Source organism: Streptomyces sp. NPDC005752 (assembly GCF_040630715.1).
GTDB lineage: Bacteria > Actinomycetota > Actinomycetes > Streptomycetales > Streptomycetaceae > Streptomyces.
On the sequence record NZ_JBEXYB010000008.1, the window covers coordinates 128,318 to 146,654 of the forward strand.

General features: G+C 74.8%; 2 protein-coding genes. Both read left to right on the forward strand.

From position 1 onward, the window contains the following. The first annotated feature begins 170 nt into the window (after positions 1-170). Positions 171-14,819 carry an SDR family NAD(P)-dependent oxidoreductase gene (locus ABZ441_RS09485; RefSeq protein WP_358970124.1) on the forward strand — a complete coding sequence of 4,883 codons (14,649 nt, stop codon included), beginning with the start codon at positions 171-173 and terminating at the stop codon, positions 14,817-14,819. Further along, a complete protein-coding gene (locus ABZ441_RS09490; RefSeq protein WP_358970125.1) occupies positions 14,816-18,283 on the forward strand; it encodes an amino acid adenylation domain-containing protein in 3,468 nt (1,155 codons plus the stop codon). The genes ABZ441_RS09485 and ABZ441_RS09490 overlap by 4 nt, the downstream gene beginning before the upstream one ends. The last annotated feature ends 54 nt before the right edge of the window (positions 18,284-18,337 follow it).

Here is an 18,337-nt window from a genome sequence, read left to right on the forward strand (position 1 = left end):
TCGCAGCGTTGTCGTCGGTCGCCGACGCTCCGCGGGGGCTCCCGTCCCCGCCTTGCGACGCACGGCTCCAGGTCCCGCTCCCCGATCCGAACGAAAGCCCCTAGTCCGTCACGGGCCGGAGCACCGTCTCCTCCCCGAGTGAGCTCAGGCAAAGAAGGAGTGTTGGGTCAGTGAACAACCCGGTTCCGGCGGTCGCCGACACGGACGTCGCCATCATCGGCATGGCCGGGCGCTTCCCCGGCGCCGACGACCTGGACTCCTTCTGGCGCCTGCTGAGCGAGGGCCGCGAGGGCATCACCCGCTTCAGCCGCGAGGAACTGGCGGAAGCGGGGGTGCCCGCCCGGCTGCTGGACGACCCGGAGTACGTTCCCGCCCACGGGACCATCCCGGACGCAGACCTGTTCGACACCGGGTACTTCGAGTTCACCCCCGCCGAGGCCGCGATCACCGACCCGCAGCACCGCATCCTGCTGACGGCCGGTCACGCCGCCCTGGAGCACGCCGGCTACGACCCCGCCCGCCACGACGGGCTGATCAGCGTCTACGCCGGCGCGGCCATCAACACCTACCTCCAGCAGCAGGTCCTGCCCCACGTCGACCAGACCACCACCTCCGGACACTTCGCGGTGATGGTCGGGAACGACAAGGACTTCCTGGCCACCCGCCTGTCGTACAAACTCGACCTCAAAGGACCCAGCTACGCCGTCCAGACCGCCTGCTCCACCTCCCTCGTCGCCCTCCACCTGGCATGCCAGGGCCTGATCAACGGCGAGTGCGACATGGCACTGGCCGGCGGTGTCACCGTGAAACTGCCGCAGGCCAAGGGGTACCTGTACGAGGAGGGCGCGATCCTGTCCCGGGACGGGCACGTGCGCACCTTCGACGCGGACGCCAGCGGCACCGTTCTCGGCAACGGCGTCGGCGTCGTGGTCCTCAAACTCCTGCGGGACGCCATCGCGGACCGGGACACCGTCCACGCCGTCATCAAGGGCACGGCCACCAACAACGACGGCTCCGCCAAGGTGAGCTTCGCCGCGCCCGGCGCCGCAGGCCAAACCGCCGTCATCCGCGAGGCGCACACCGTCTCCGGCGTCGACCCCCGCAGCATCGGATACGTCGAGGCGCACGGCACGGCCACCCGTCTCGGCGACCCGGTCGAGGTCTCGGCGCTCACCCGGGCGTTCCGCGACTCCGGCCCCGACACCGGGTACTGCGCCATCGGCTCGGTGAAGTCCAACATCGGCCACCTGGACGCGGCTGCCGGTGTGGCAGGCGTGATCAAGACGGTACTGATGATGAAGCACCGGACGCTGGTGCCGACCATCAACCACACCACCCCCAACCCTGCCATCGACTTCGCGGCCGGCCCCTTCAAGGTGAGCACCGGCACCGCTCCCTGGACAGGGGAGGGCCCGCTGCGCGCGGGCGTCAGCTCCTTCGGTATCGGCGGCACCAACGCGCACGCGGTCCTCGAAGAGGCCCCGCCCGCCCCCGGCCCCGGTGACGCGCACCGCGCCCGTCAGTTGCTGGTGGTGTCCGCCCGCACAGCGACCGCGCTGACCACGGCCGCCGGGAACCTGGCCGCGCACCTCGACGGCGACGACACGGCCGCGCTCGCCGACATCGCCTACACGCTGGCCGTGGGCCGCCGCGCGCACGAGTACCGGCTCGCAGTGACCGGCTCCGACCGGGTCGCCCTCGCCCGGGCGCTGCGCACGGCTCCGGTCCCCGAGCGGTCCGGGACCGGCGAGGTCTCCTTCGTCTTCGCCGAGGACGTCCCGGACGCGGCGGGCCTGGCCGGCCGGTGGGCCGCCGCCGAGCCCGCCTTCGCCGGACACCACGGGGCCGCACTGGCCGCGGGTGCCGACCGACTGGGCGAGCGGGGGCAGGCGTTCGCCCTGCAGTACGCGCTTGGCAAGCTGTGGCTCGACCAGGGCCTCACCCCGGTCGCGGTGCACGGCGACGGGCTCGCCGCCCGGGCCGCCGCCTGCGTGACCGGGGCGCTGCGGCTCGGGGACGCGCTGACCGACGACGGCCCGGAACAGCGCGCCACCCACGCACGCATCCCGGTGCGCGGTGCCCACGACGAGGTGCGCGGTGTCGCCCTCGGTGTGACCGACGGCCCCTGGGACGGTGTGGCCCGCGCCTGGCAGGCCGGGGCCGACGTGGACTGGGCGGCCTGGTTCGAGGGCGAGGAGCGTGGCCGCGTCCCGCTGCCGACGTACCCCTTCGAGGGCCGCCGCTGCTGGCTCACCGGCCCCGGCACCGACGCACCCGCCGACCGGGTCACCGGCCCCGGCCCGCACCCCATGCTGGACGAGAACGTCTCCACCCTGGACACCCTCGCCTACCGCAGCTCCCGCACCGGCAACGAGTTCTACCTCGCCGACCACCGTGTCGACGCCGAGCCCGTCCTGCCCGCCGCCGGACAGCTGGAACTGGCCCGCGCGGCCGGCGAACTCTCCCTCGGCGGACCGGTCCGGCTGCGCGGGGTCTCGTTCGAGCAACTGCTCACCTACGCCGCCGGGCCGCGCACCGCGCTGGTCGAACTGTGGCGCGAGCGCGATACCGTCGGGTTCGAACTCACCTCCGACGAGCACGTGGTCGCGGCCGGCGAGATCCACCCGGGATCCGTCGAGCGTCCGGTGCCGGTTGATCCGACCGCCGTCGCCGCCCGCTGCGCCGAACTGGTCACCCACACCGACTGCTACGACATCCTGCACACGCGCGGCCTGGACTACGGCCCCCGCATGCGCGCCCTCACCGAGGTCAGGCTCGGTGACGGGGAGGCCCTCGGCACCCTCGAACTGCCCGACGGTGCCTCGCTCGACGGCGTCGTGCTCAACCCCGCCCTCCTGGACGGCGCCCTGCACGCCCTGGTCGTGCTGCTGGCCCGCACCTACGGCGAGACGGCCGACGGCTTCCTGCCGCTGGCGCTGGGCGAACTCGACGTGCACGCCCCCGTCACCGGGCCCTGCCACGTCCATGTCGTCGTCGGCCGACTGGGGAAGCGGACCGCACACGCCGACCTCACCGTCGTGGACACCCACGGACAGGTCCTGGCCCGCCTGCACGACCTCGCCGTGCGCGTCCTCGGCGAAGCCACCGAGTCGGCCCTGCTGGTCCGCCGCTGGTCCGCCGCGCCCGCCGAGCCCACCGGCGCACCCCTCGGCGACACGGCCGCCGTCGTCACCGCCGACCCGGCGCGGGGCGCACAGCTCGCCGCCCACCTCACCGCCCTGGGCATCGGCACGGTCACCCGCGACCTCGACCCGGCCACCGAGCCGGCTGTCGTCCTGGTCGACGAACCGGCCCCCGAGCAGGCGCTGCACGTCGTCCGCACACTCCTCGCCGCACGTCCCGCCGCACCCGTGCGCGTCCTGCTGCTGCACCGCCACGACACCGACGGCCCACGCCCCGAGCGCACCGCACTCGCCGCCTTCGCCCGGACCGTCCGCGCGGAGAACCCGCTGCTCGAAGTGCAGGCCGTCGGTCTTGCCGAGGGCGTGTCCGAGGCCGACGCGCTCGCCGGCGAACTGGCCGGCCACGGCCGCGACCCCGAGGTGGCCCACACCTCGCAGGGCCGCCGGATCCCGCAGGCCGAGCCTGCCCCGGCCGCCGACCCGGCAGCGGTCCGCGACGGAGGCGTGTACGTCGTGACGGGCGGCGCCGGCGGACTGGGCCGCGCCGTCGCGGGGCGGCTGCTCTCCCGGGCCGACGCCCGCGTGGTCCTGCTGGGCCGCAGCGAGCGGCCCGCCGACCTGGACGAGCGCCTCGTCTACCGAAGCGTCGATGTGTCAGACCCGGAAGCGCTGACCGCCCGACTGGCTTCGGTCCGCGAGGAGTTCGGGCCACTCAACGGTGTCGTCCACGCCGCCGGCGTGCTGCGCGACGGTTTCGCCCTGACCAAGTCCGCCGAGGACTTCGCCGCCGTCCTCGCCCCCAAGGCCACCGGACTGCGAGCCCTGGACACGGCCACCGCCGACGACCCGCTGGACTTCTTCGTCGCCTTCTCCTCCATCGCCGCCCACATCGGCAACCCCGGCCAGAGCGACTACGCGTACGCCAACGCCTACCTGGAGGCCTACGCCGAACGGCACGGCCGGCTGACCGCGGTCGCCTGGCCCATGTGGGCCGACGGCGGAATGCGCCAGAGCACCGAGGACTCCGCGGACATCGCCGCCCGCACCGGCTTCGGCGTACTGCCCACACAGGCCGGCCTCGACCTGTTCGAGCAGGCCCTCGGCACCCCCGGCGCGCTCGTCGCCGCCCACGGAGACCTCCGCACCATCACCACCGCCCTCACCGCGCCCGTCGCCCGGGCGGTCCGGAGCGCCCCGGCCACCGCGCCGACCGAGGGCGGCGGCCCGCGCGACGAGGCCCTGCGACTGCTGCGCGACTTGATCGCCGCCGAGACCGGTCTGGAACCGGCCGAGCTGGCCGAGGACGCCACGTTCGACCGGCTCGGCATCGACTCGCTGGTGATCACCAAGCTCAACCGCGAGCTGGACCGGCACTTCGACGCGCTGTCCAAGACCCTTTTCTTCGAGTACTCCGACCTGGGTGAACTCGCCGGCTACTTCGCCGAGCACCACGCGGGCGAACTGACCGGCGGCACACCGGCGGCCGCACCGGTCACGCCCACGGCAGACCACCCCGACCCCCGCCCGACGCGCGCCCCGCGCCGTACCGCACGAACCGACGTCGCCGTACCCGCCGAGGACGACACCGACGCCATCGCCGTCATCGGCCTGGCCGGCCGCTACCCGGCCGCCGACGACCTCGGCGAGCTCTGGACCGTCCTGGCCGAGGGCCGCGACGCCATCACCGAGATCCCCGCAGAGCGCTGGGACAGCCGCCGCTGGTACGACCCGGACCCGGCCGCGCCCGGCCTCGCCCACACCCGGTGGGGCGGATTCCTGCGCGACGTCGACCGCTTCGATCCGCTCTTCTTCGGCATCTCCCCGCGCCAGGCCGAACTGATGGACCCCCAGGAGCGGCTCTTCCTGCAGAACGCCTGGCACGTCCTGGAGGACGCCGGTTACCGCCGCTCCGACGTGGCCGGCCGGCCCGTCGGTGTCTACGCCGGCGTGATGTACGGCGAATACCAGTTCCACGGTGCTCTGGACGCGCTGCGCGGCGGGCGGCCACTCACCGGCTCGTCCTTCGCCACCATCGCCAACCGCGTCAGTCACGCCCTGGACCTGTCCGGTCCGAGCATGGCGCTGGACACCATGTGCTCCTCCTCGCTCACCGCGATCCACCTGGCCTGCGAGAGCCTGCGCCGGGGCGAGAGCGAACTGGCCATCGCCGGGGGAGTCAACGTCTCCGTCCACCCGTACAAGTTCGCCTTCCTCAGCCAGGGGCGCTTCCTCGCCTCCGACGGCCGCTGCCGGGCCTTCGGCGCGGGCGGCGACGGTTACGTGCCCGGTGAGGGCGTCGGCGCCGTCCTGCTCAAGCCCTACCGCAGGGCGCTGGCCGACGGGGACCGCATCCACGGCCTGATCCTCGGCAGCGCCGTCAACCACGGCGCCCGGACCAACGGGTACAGCGTGCCCAGTCCGCGCGCCCAGCAGCAGGCGATCACCACCGCCATGGAACGGGCCGGCGTGACCCCGCAGGACATCGGCTACGTCGAGGCGCACGGCACCGGCACCGCCCTGGGCGACCCGATCGAGCTGACCGGCCTCACCCACGGTTACCGGTCCGCAGGGCCTGCCGCCGGCCCCTGGGCGATCGGCTCGGTCAAGTCCAACATCGGGCACCTGGAGTCCGCGGCCGGCATCGCCGGACTCACCAAGGTGCTGCTGCAGTTCCGGCACCGCACCCTTGTGCCCTCGCTGCACTCGGCCGAACTGAACCCCAACATCGACTTCGGGCGTTCCCCGTTCCGGGTCCAGCGCGAGTTGTCCGCATGGCCCGACGCGGACGGGCCGCGCCGGGCCGGCCTCAGCTCCTTCGGCGCGGGCGGCGCCAACGCGCACCTCGTCCTGGAGGAGTCCCCGAATCCGGACCGGGCCACCGATGTACCGGCGGGCGAGCAGCGCACCGACGAACCCGTGCTGTTCCTGCTCTCCGCCCGCGACGAGGAACGGCTGCGCGCCTACGCCGAGTCGGCCGCCCGCTTCGTCAGGACCGAGCGCGTGCCGCTCGCCGATCTGTGCTTCACCATGCAGGTGGGCCGCGAGTCCTTCGACGCCCGGTTCGCGGTTGCGGTCACCGACGGTGGCGAACTCGCCGACGCGCTCAGCCGGTTCGCCGACGGCGGCCCGGCCCCCGACCTGTCGGACACGGGGCCCCTGGCCGGGCCGGCCGGCCGCTGGCTGGGCGGCGCCGACGTGGACTGGGCGGCCTGGCACGCCGGCCGGCCGGGGCCCGCCCCGCGCCGGGTGTCCGCCCCGCTGTACCCGTTCGCCGCGGAGCGTTACTGGATCCCGCTCGACCCCGACCTGGGCCCGGCCGCCCCGCATCCACTGGTCGACGCCAACGAGTCCACGGTCACGGAGGTCCGCTTCCGCAAGACGCTGCGCGCACACGACCCGCTGCTGCGCGACCACGTGATCGAGGGCCGGCCGCTGCTCGCGGGCGCGGCGACGCTGGAGTTCGTCCGCGCCGCCGCCGAGCTCGCCGAGCCCGGCACCCGGCACGCCCTGCGTGAGGTCGTGTGGGGCCGAGCCGTCGAACTCGGCGACGGGGAGACGGAGCTGTACGTCTCCTTCCGCCCGGACGGAACCGGGCTGGCCTTCGAGGTGTACAGCGGGACCGGTGCCGGCCGCACCACCCATGCCCGCGGCAGGGCGGTCCCGGCCCCCGCCGCCCCTGAGGCGGCCGAGGATCTGGCCGCGCTGCGCGCCCGACTCTCCGTCGTACGCGACGGCCCCACCACGTACACCGAGTACGCGGCCGCCGGGTTCGCGTACGGCGCCTCCTTCCAGGTCATCGACGAGATCCGGGTCGGCCCCGGGGAGGCGCTGGTCCGGCTGTCCAGGACCGGTGCCGCCCCGGGCACCCGAATGCCCCCGGCGCTCCTCGACGGCGCCCTGCGGGCCTGCCACTGGACCGGCCGGACCACCGCGCCGCGCCCCGGTGAACTCGCCGTCCCCTTCAGCCTCGGAGCCCTGGACTCCTTCGCCGCGCTGCCCGAGATCTGTCACGCACACGCCCGGCTGTCCGGCGAGTCGGCGGGGGTGCGCCGCTTCGAACTGCGCGTCTACGACGACCAGGGTCGCGTCCTCGCCTCCGTGCGGGACTTCGCGGGCCGGCTGCCCGGCAGCCAGGGGGGCCTTGCGGCCGACGCCCCGGTGGAGCCCGTGGGTCCCGCGGCCGACGCCCCGGTGGAGCCCGTGGGTCCCGCGGCCGACGCCCAGGCAGAGCTCGCCGACCGTACGCCCACCGCACGGTCCGAGTCTGACCCCGCCTCCGGCGTACCCCGCCTCTACGAGCCGTACTGGCACGCCGCCGCCGACCCCGAAGCGGCGGACGCCGCCGGGACCCTCGTCCTGCTCGGCCGCCGCCCGGAGCTGGAGTCCGCGCTGGCGGCGACCGGTGCGTGGCGGCGTGTCCTCGCCGTCGGCGACGACACCGGCCAACTCACCTCCCTCGCTGACGAGGACGGGCTCGACATCGCCGTCGTCCTCGACGACGCCGACGGCGGCTCGCCCGCGGACCGGCTCGACCGCGCCTGCGCCCCCGTCCTGGACGTGCTCGACGCGGCCCGCACCGGCGTGCTGTCCGGCCGGGTGCGGTGCCTGGTGCTGCACACGCAGGATGCCGGTGAGGACCGGCCCGAGTGGGCCGCGCTGGCCGGGTTCGCCCGCTCCACGGGGCCGGTCGCACCCCGACTGGAACTGCTCACCCTCGGCATCGACACCGCGGCGCCGGTCACCGAGGCCGCCCGGGCCGTGGCGGTGGAACTGCGCGCCGCGCCCCGCGCCGCAGGCCTCGAGGTCCGCCGTACGGCCTCCGGCGAGCGGCAGGTCCGTGCCCTGCGCACACTCGCCGCCCCGGCCGCCCCGTCCGACGTGCCCCTGCGGGACGGAGGCGTGTACGTCGTGACCGGCGGCGCCGGTGCCATCGGGCGTGTCCTCGCCGAGCATCTCGCCCGCGACCACGCCGCCAAGCTGGTGCTGATCGGCCGTTCCGAGCCCGACGAGCGGACCCGCGCCTGGCACCGCACGCTGACCGGCCTCGGCGCCGAGGTGCTCGCGCTGCGCGCCGACGTGGCCCGGGCCGACGAACTCGGCGCGGCGCTGGCCGCCGCCCGGGACCGGTTCGGCGCCCCGCACGGCGTGTTCCACCTGGCGGGCGTCGCCGACGAGGGCCGCGCCGACGGCGACCGGGAGCGCTTCGCCCGGCTGCTCGGCGCCAAGACCCACGGCCTGGTCCACCTGGACCGGCTGACCCGCGAGGACCCCCTCGACCTCTTCGTGGTCTTCTCCTCCGTCTCCTCCCTCATCGGTGACTTCGGAGCGGCCGGCTACGCCACCGCCAACCGCTTCGCCGATCTCTACACGGTGCTCCGCGACCACCGGACGCGGCGGGGCGAGGGGCACGGCCGCAGTCTCTCCCTGGCCTGGCCGCTCTGGGCGGTGGGCGGGGTCGACGGGCTGGTCCGTGAGGACGAACTGGCCGCGTACACCCGCCGCAGCGGGATGCGGGCGCTGACCGCACAAGCGGGTCTCGACCTCCTCGCCCGCTCCTTCGCCCCCGGCTCCTCGTGGCTCGTACCCGCCTGGGGCGACCCGGCGGCCCTCGACGCCGCCCTGACGGGTACGCCTGCCCCGCCCCGGCCCGTCGCCGCCCCCGACGGCCGGCTCCGGGACCGGTTGGTGGAGCACCTGCGCGACGTCCTCGCGGGAGTGCTCAAGCTGCCCGCAGGGCGTCTCGACAGCCGCGTCCCACTGGACGACTACGGCCTGGACTCGGTGCTGGTCATGGAGTCCAACTCGCTTCTTGGCAAAGACTTCCCCGGCCTGCGCGGCACCGTGTTCTTCGAGTTCCGGACGGTCGACGAGCTGGCCGGCCACATCCTCGCCGAGCAGGGCGACGCCGTCACCCGTCTGTTCCCCGGCGGGACCGAGCCGCAGCGTCAGGAGGAACAGCCGTCGCGGCAGGACGCCGCTCCCGCGGCGGTGTCCGCCCCGGGCCCGCACAACCCGCCCGCCCGCCGGGACACCGACGAGCCGATCGCCGTCATCGGGATCAGCGGCCGCTACCCCCAGGCGGACACTCTGGAGGAGTTCTGGCGCAACCTCGCGGAAGGCCGGGACTGCGTCACCGAGGTTCCCGCGGACCGCTGGGACGCCGACGCCCTGTTCGACGCGGACCCTGCCGCACCGGGTCGCAGCTACGGCCGGTGGGGCGGCTTCCTGTCGGACGTGGACTCCTTCGACTCGCTGTTCTTCCAGATCGCGCCCAAGCAGGCCCGCACGATGGACCCGCAGGAGCGGCTCTTCCTGCAGACGGCCTGGTCGGCGCTGGAGGACGCCGGCTACCCGCCGTCCCGGATACCGGCGCCCCGCTACGGCGGCCAGGGGCATGACGTAGGCGTGTTCGTGGGCGTCATGTGGGACGACTACGCGATCCTCGCCGCCGCCGAATCGGCCCGCGGCAACCACCAGGTCGTACTGGCCAACCGTTCCGCCATCGCCAACCAGGTCTCCTACTTCGGCGACTTCCGCGGCCCGAGCGTCGTGATCGACACCGCCTGCTCCGCCTCCCTCGTCGCCGTGCACCAGGCTTGCGAGAGCATCCGCCGCGGCGAGTGCTCGTACGCCATCGCCGGCGGGGTCAACGTCGCCGTACACCCCGACAAGTACGTGCACCTCAGCCGCAAGACCATGCTGTCCGAAGACGGCCGCTGCCGGGCCTTCGGCGCGGGCGGCACCGGGTACGTACCCGGTGAGGGCGTCGGAGCGGTGGTGCTCAAGCGGCTGTCGGACGCGGTCCGCGACGGTGACACCGTGCATGCCGTGATCCGCGCCGGCGCCGTGAACCACGGAGGCCGGACGAGCGGCTACACCGTGCCCAGTCCGCAGGCGCAGCAGGCGCTGGTCGAACAGGCGCTGGACGGTGCGGGGATCGACGCGCGCAGCATCGGCTGTGTCGAGGCGCACGGCACCGGCACGGCCCTGGGCGACCCGATCGAGCACACCGCGCTGGCCCAGGCCTTCGCCCGGCACACCGGCGACACGGGATTCTGCGCACTCGGCTCGGTGAAGTCCGCGATCGGCCACCTGGAGGGCGCCGCCGGGATCGCCGGCCTCACCAAGGCAGTCCTGCAGCTGCGTCACGGCGTACTGCTGCCCACGCTGCACGCCGAGGAGCTCAACCCGGTCATCGACTTCGCGAACTCGCCCTTCACCGTGCAGCGTGAGACGGCACCCTGGCCGCGCGCGTACGACGGCGACGGCCGCCCACTGCCGCGCCGCGCCGCAGTCAGCTCGTTCGGGGCGGGCGGCACCAACGCACACGTCGTCCTGGAGGAGTACGTGGCCCCCCGGCCCGTCCAGGACGGGCCGGAGCAGGCGGAGCTGATCGTGCTGTCCGCCCGCGACGAGGACCGGTTGCGCGCCCGCGCGGCCGATCTGAGCCGCGCCCTCGCCGAGCCGGGTTCCCCGAGGCTGGCCGATGTCGCCCACACCCTGCGCGTGGGTCGCGAACCCCTCGCCGCGCGGCTGGCGTTCACGGCTGCCGACCTCGCGGACGCGGCCGGCAAGCTCGCGGCCGTCGGCCGGGGTGAGGGCGGCCAGTGGCTGCACCGGGGCCGGGTCGAGCAGCACCCGCCGCTGGCGGGCCTGCTGACCGACGGCAACGGTGGCGAGGACTTCCTCGCCACGCAGATCGCGGCCGGCGCCGACGACCTGCTGGGCCGGCTGTGGGTCTCGGGCGTCAGTGTCGACTGGGACCTGCTGCACCGCCTGCGCCCCGCCGAGCGCCGCCGGGTGCCCCTGCCGACGTACCCCTTCGAGCGGGTACGCCACTGGCTCGACCTCACGCCTGCTCCCGCCACGGCGCAGGGCCCGCGCCGCTTCGAGCGCCGGCTCGCCGCCGACGAGCCGGTGCTGCGCGACCACGTCGTCGACGGGCGTCCCATCCTGCCCGGCGTGGGCCACCTGAACCTGGTCGCCGAGGCGATCGGGGGACTGGCCGGACGGGCCTGCCTGGACGTCCGCTGGATCGTCCCGCTGGCCCTGAGCGGGGCCGAGGAGAACGTGGCGGTGGTCCAGGACGGCGACCGCTACGAGGTCCGCGGCGCCGACGACGCCGTACGCTCCTGCGGCCGCCTCGCCGCCGCCCAGGCCGCACCCGCGCCCCTCGACGTCACCGCGCTGCGCGCCCGCCTGGAGGAAGGCCCGGGCGAGGAACCCTTCTACCGGGCACTGACCGGGCAGGGACTGCCGTACGGGCCTTTCTTCCGCCGCGTCCGGCAGGTGTGGACCGGCCGGGACGAGGTGCTCGGCAGGATCGGCGAGTCCACCGGCGACGACATGGCGCACGCCCTGCACCCGGGCGTCCTGGACGCCGCCCTGCACACCGTCGCCGCCCTGCTGGTCCGCCGCCGGGGCGAGAACGCCCGGCCGATGCTGCCGTTCGCGGCCGACCGTGTCGAGGTGTTCGGCGCCGTCCCCACGACCGGCTGGTCCTACGTCCGGGAGACCGGAACCGACCGCTGCGAGGTGCTCCTCTGCGACGACACCGGCGCGGTACGGGTCCGCTTCGAGGGCCTGAGCTACCGCGAGGCCAAGCCGTCCACGGTGGTCGTGCACCGTCCGGTATGGACCGCCCGGCCGGCCGAGGAGCGCGCTCAGGCCTCCCACCGCGTGCTGCTGGTCGGGGAGCGGCTGGACGCCGAACCCGCCGTCCGCATCGCCGACGCCCATCGCGGCGCCGACGTACGCCGGCTTCCGGTCGGCCCGGGGGGCCTCACGGACGCCGACCTCGACGGCGTCCTGAACGGGGCCGGCGCACCTGACCTGGTCTACTTCCTCGCCACAGCCCCCGGGCGCGAGCCCGTCGGCCGCGCCGAGCTGCACGCCCTGACCGACCGGGGCCCGGTCGCCCTGTACCGCCTGGTACGGGCGCTGGGCCGGCACGGCCTGCTGGAACGGGAGATGCGCCTGAAGGTCGTCACCACGGACGTCCACCCGCTCGAGGCGGGCGACGACTCCTCGCCGTGGGCCGCCGGAACCGCCGGCCTGGCCGCCGTCGCGGCCAAGGAGTTCCCCGCACTGCGCGTGGCGCTCGTCGACGTGCGCACGGCGGAGGCCGCCCAGGCGGCCGACGCGATCGTGGCCGAGCCGTTCCCGGCCCGGCCCGTGCCGGTGTCGCTGCGAGCGGGCGTCCGCCGGGTGCGCACCCTCGAGCGGGTCGAACTTCCCGCCGCCAAGCCCCGGTTCCGCCAGGGCGGTGTCTACCTGGTCGTCGGCGGGCTCGGCGCCGTAGGCCGGGACACCTGCCGGTACCTGGCCCGCGCCTACGGAGCGAAGCTGGTCCTGATCGGCCGCTCCCCGCTCGACGCGACCCGGCGCCAGACCGTCGCGGAGCTCGAGAAGGCGGGCGCCGAGGTCCGCTACCTCGCCCTCGACGCGACCGACCCGGACGCCCTGGAGGAGGCCGTCGAAACCGCCGTCCGGGAGTTCGGCGCCCTCCACGGGGTGATCAACGCCGCTATGGTGCTGGTCAACCAGGTGCTGAAGGAGCTGCCGGAGGACGGGCTGCGGACCGCGCTGGAGTCCAAGAGCGACTCCACCTGGAGTCTGCTGCACGCGGTGCGGGGCGTGCCGCTGGACTTCGCGCTCTTCTACTCGTCGGGTGTGGCCTTCGAGGGCAACCACGGCCAGGCCGGCTACGCCGCCGGCTGTACCTTCGCCGACGCCTGTGCCCTGCACGCAGCCCGTACCCTGCCCTTCCCGGTACAAGTCCTCAACCTGGGCTACTGGCACGCGGGCGGCGACCCGGAGCGGGAGCGGGTACTGCGCCGGTTCGGCGCCGCCGGCATCCGGGCTCTGAGCGCCGAGCAGGGCATGACCGTCGTCGAGCGGACCCTCGCGGCCGGACTGCCCCAGGTGTTCGCACTGGACGCCGACCGGCCCATCCTGGACAACCTCGGCATCGACCCCGACCGCACCCTGAGCGTGCTGCCGGGCAGGGCGCCGGACCCGTTGCCCGAGGTCCGCTTCCCGGGTGCGCCCGGCGCCGACCGCGAACTGGCCGACCACCAGCGTGCGGTCGCCGAGGCGGAGGAGCTGGCGCTGAGCCTGCTGGCCTCGGTCCTCGACCGGGCGGGTCTGTTCGGCGCGGGCGAGGCCCCCGGCGAGGAACTCGCCGCCCGTCTGGGCGTGGTGTCCGAACACGCCGCGCTGTTCCAGGCGCAGCTGGAGATGCTGGCCGAGGCGGACTGGCTGACCGTCACGGACGGCGGCCGCCTGCGTCCGACGGGCCGCAGAGTCGCGTCCGAGGAGGAACTCGGAGCCAAGGCCGTGCTGTTGGCGGAGCGTCACCCGTCCCTCGCGCCGGTCGTCACGCTCCTCCATGACTGCCTGACCGCGCTGCCCGACGTGCTCACCGGCCGCCGTCCCGCCATCGAGGTCCTCTTCCCCGACGGCTCCGCCGAGCGCGTGGCCGCCGTCTACCGGGGTGACCCGGTCACCGACCGCTGCAACAGGGAGGTGGCGCGGCTCGTGGTCGAGCGGGTCGAGGCACGCCGGGCCGCCGACGCCACCACGCCGGTGCGGATCCTGGAGATCGGCGCCGGTACGGGCGGCACCACGGCGACCGTGCTCGCCGCCCTCGCCCCCCACGCCGACGGGATCGAGTACGTCTTCACCGACGTCTCACCGGCCTTCGTCCGCAAGGCCAGGAACCGCTTCGGCGAGCAGTACCCCTTCACCCGCTTCGAGGTGCTGGACATCGAGGCCGACCCGGCCGGGCAGGGCCTGACCCCCGGCGCCCACGACGTGGTACTCGCCACCAACGTCCTGCACGCCACCCGGCGGCTGTCCGACACACTGACCTGGACCAAGCGCCTGCTGGGGCGAGGCGGCGCCCTGCTCCTGGTGGAGGGCACCCGGGCGCGGCACCAGCTGGCCCTCGTCTTCGGCCTGACGGCCGGCTGGTGGCTGTTCTCGGACCCCGAGCAGCGCATGCCCCGTTCCCCGCTGGCCGGCGAGCGCCAGTGGCGGGACGCGCTGGCCGCGTGCGGCTTCACGGACATCAGCGTGGCCGCCCCGACGACGGAGGCCGGACCGGCCTTCCAGAGCGTCATCGCCGCCGTCAGCGACGGCGTGGTGCCCGGCGAGGTACGGGCCCCGGCAGCCGAGCGCGAGCGGAGGCGGACCTCGGTCCCGGTCCCCGCGCCCGCTTCCCGGGTGGCCCCGGCCGCCCCTGTCTCCCCGGCCTCCCCGGCCTTCCCGGACGACACCCTGCGCCAGGTGACGGACGTCTTCGCCCGCGTCCTGGAGATGCCCCCCGGCCGGCTCGACCCCGACCTCACCTTCGAGAACTACGGTGTGGACTCACTGGTCGTCCTGGAGGTGACCCGCGCACTGGAGGCGGTCTACGGTCCCCAGCCGGCGAGCCTGCTGTTCGAGCGGATCACCATCCGGCAGCTGGCCGGGCACTTCGGCGCCGAAGCGCACAGCCCCAGAATCCCCGATGTCCCCGCCACCACCCCCGGGCCCACCACCCCCGCAGCGCCCGAACCCGCCCCGGCCGACGGTGCCGAACGCCTGGTCGCGGGCCTGTCCGACGCGGCCGTCGACGAGCTGCTGGCCGAACTGCTCTCCCAGCGTGGAGAGTCCGAAGGAGACGGACGATGACTGCCGAGCCGTTCAGTTGCGTCGTGATCGGCGAGGAGACCCTCCTCGTCGAGTGCACGAGGCTGCTCGTGGCCCGCGGACACACGGTGGCCGCTGTGGTCTCCCCCTCCGCCGAGCTGCTCGACTGGGCCGAGGGGGAGGGCCTGACCGCCGTACCGTTCGGCACGGACCTCGCCGAACGCCTGGCCCCGCTGCGCTTCGACTACCTGTTCAGCATCGCCAACCTCCGGATGCTCCCGGCGGAGGTGCTCGCCCTGCCCACCCGGCTGCCCGTCAACTTCCACGACGGTCCGCTGCCCAGGCACGCGGGTCTGTTCGTCACCAGCTGGGCCATCCTCGACGGCGACAAGCAGCACGGCGTCACCTGGCACGTGATGAACCTGGAGGCCGACACCGGCGACGTGCTCAAGCAGCGCACGGTGCCCGTCGACCCGGCGGCCACGGTGCACGACCTCGATGTCGCCTGCTTCGAGGCGGGCGTCGAGTCCTTCGCCGAACTCGTCGACGAACTGGCCGCCGGCACGGCCGTCCGCACGCCACAGGACCTGGGCCTGCGCACCTATCACGGCCGGTACGACGGCCTGCCCCGGGGCGGTGTGTTCGACTGGCACCTGCCCGCCGCCGAACTGGACGCGCTGGTGCGTGCCACCGCGTTCGGCCGCCGCCGCAACGACTTCGGCACGGCGCTGCTGGCCTGCGGAGACGACCTGCTGGCCGTCCGCGGCGTGGAGGTCACCGACCGTGCCTCCACCGCCGAACCCGGTACCGTCGTCGACGCCGCCCCCGACGCCCTCACCGTGGCCACCGGCGACCGGGACGTCCGCCTCACCGACGTCGCCGCCCTGTCCGGGGAGCGGCTCGACCTCCTGGCCCTGGCCCGGGAGCTCGGCACCCGCTTCCCGCACCTGCCCGACGCGGCCGTCGCCGAACTCGCGGAAGCCGCCCGCTCCGCCCACCGCCAGGAGCGCCGCTGGCTGCGCACCCTGCGTTCGCTGCTTCCGGTGCTCCCGCCGAGGTTCGGCCCGCTGAACCCGGTGGCGCGCCCGGCGGGCCCGGTCACGCTGCCCGAGGCCCTGCGCGATCGGGGAACGGATCCCGAGCGGCCGGCTCTCGCGGCCGCCCTGGCCTTTCTCGCCCGGCTCACCCGGGGCGACGAGCGACACGTCGCCGTGTCCGTCCCGCGAGCGGACTCCCCGGCCGCCTCCCGCATCCTGGCGCCCGACGTGCCCCTGCACGTCCCGGAGAGACTGCTCGACCTGACCCTGCCAGGCCTGACCGAGCTGATCGGCACCGCACTCGACGAACTCCCGGATCGCACGCCGTACCGGCGTGACGTGCCCCTGCGCCACCCGGACCTGACCGGCGCCGCCCGCACCGGGCTGCCCGTCGCCGTCGTACTGCCCGGCGGCACGGCCGGACCGGTTGACCGGCCGCTGACCGTCCGCATCGACGCCGACGGAACCGTCGGCTTCCACGTGGGCGCCGGACTGACCGCGGACCACGAGCGCTGGCTCGCCGGGCACTTCGCCGCCTTCCTCACCACCCTCGCCGCCGACCCCCACCGCCCGCTCGGTACCGCCGACCTGCTCGCACCCGAGGAGCGGGAACTGCTGCTCGGCCGGTGGAACGACACCGCCGAGGAGTACCCGCGCGAGGAGACCGTGACCCGGCTGGTCACCGACATCGCCTGCGCCGCACCGGACGCCGTCGCCGTCCGCTTCCAGGACCGCGCCCTCGGCTACGGCGAACTCGACGAGGCCGCCGACCGGCTGGCCCGCCACCTCGCAGGTCTCGGCGCCGGCCCCGGCACACTCGTCGGCGTCTACCTGGAGCGCTCGCCCGAACTGCTGATCAGCCTGCTCGCCGTCCTGCGCACCGGCGCCGCCTACGTGCCGATCGACCCGATCTACCCGCCCGCCCGGATCGGCCACATGCTCGAGGACTCCGGCACCCGACTGGTCGTCACCGACGAGACGCTGGGCGGCACCCTGGCGGAGTTCCCGGTCACCCCGGTCCCGGCTGCCATGGCGCTCGCCGCCGGGCCTCCGGCGGCCCCGCTCGACCGCTCCGAACCGGACACGCCCGCCTACGTGATCTACACCTCCGGTTCCACCGGCCTGCCCAAGGGCGTCCAGGTCGGTCACCGTGCTCTGGTCAACTTCCTGTGGACGATGGCCCGCAGGCCGGGCTTCGGCTCCCGGGACTCGCTGCTCGCGCTGACCACCGTGTGCTTCGACATCGCGGTCCTGGAGCTGTACCTGCCGCTGGTGCGGGGCGGCACCGTGGAGATCCTCTCCGCCGCGGAGGCGGCCGACGGTGTCGTCCTGCGCGAACGCGTGGAACGTTCCGCGCCCACGGTCCTGCAAGCCACCCCGACCACCTGGCAGATGCTGCTCGCCGCCGGCTGGAACGGCGATCCGGCGCTGCGCGCCCTGTGCGGAGGCGAACCGCTGCCCCCCGAGCTGGCCGGCCGGCTCGCGCCCCGCGTCGGCGCGTTGTACAACATGTACGGCCCGACCGAGACGACCATCTGGTCCACCGTGGACCGGGTGCTGCCCGGCGAGGCGGCCACCATCGGCCGGCCCATCGGCAACACCCGCTGCCATGTCCTCGACGAGCGCGGTACACCGGTGCCGCCCGGTATCCCCGGGGAGCTGTACCTCTCCGGCGACGGCGTCGCCGACGGCTACCTCGGCCGGCCCGAGCTGACCGCCGAACGTTTCGTCGCCGCCCCCGGCGGCGGCACCGGCCGCGCCTACCGCACCGGCGACCTGGTACGGCACCTGCCCGACGGCCGCCTGGAGTACCTGGAGCGGATCGACGGCCAGTTCAAGCTCAACGGCTACCGCATCGAACTCGGCGAGGTGGAGTCCGCCCTGCTGCGGCTGCCCGGCGTCACCGCCGCAGTCGCCGTCGTCCGCGAGGACCGGCCCGGCGAACGCCGCCTGGCCGGCTACCTGGCCGGCCCGGCGGGCACTCCGGACACCGCCGCGCTGCGATCCTCCCTGGGCGAGCGCCTGCCCGCCTACATGGTCCCCTCGGCCCTCGTCGTCCTGCCCCGGCTGCCGCTCACCCCGAACGGCAAGGTCGACCGCAAGGCCCTGCCGAAGCCGGACCTCGTCCGTGTCGCCGGCGGTGCGGCGGCCGTCCGCACCGACCTGGAGCGGCGCATCGCCGAGGTCTGGTGCCAGGCACTCGGTCTGGAGTGGGTCGGTGCCGAGGACAACTTCTTCGATGTCGGCGGCGATTCGCTGCGCCTGACGTCCGTGGTGGCGACCCTGCGCGAGCGCCTCGGCCTCCAGGTCACCCGCCTCGACATGTTCGGCCATCCGACCGTACGGGCGATGGCCGCCCACGCCGCCCACGCCGGCCGCCCCGCCGAGCCCTCCGCGCCCCGGCCCCGGCGCTCCCGGGACACGGAGGCGCTGGCCCGCCGCCGCGACCGCAGGGGGCGGCGCTCATGACCGGCCCGCACGACTTCGCCGCACCCACCGCTCAGCCCGATCCGTCCGTTCCGC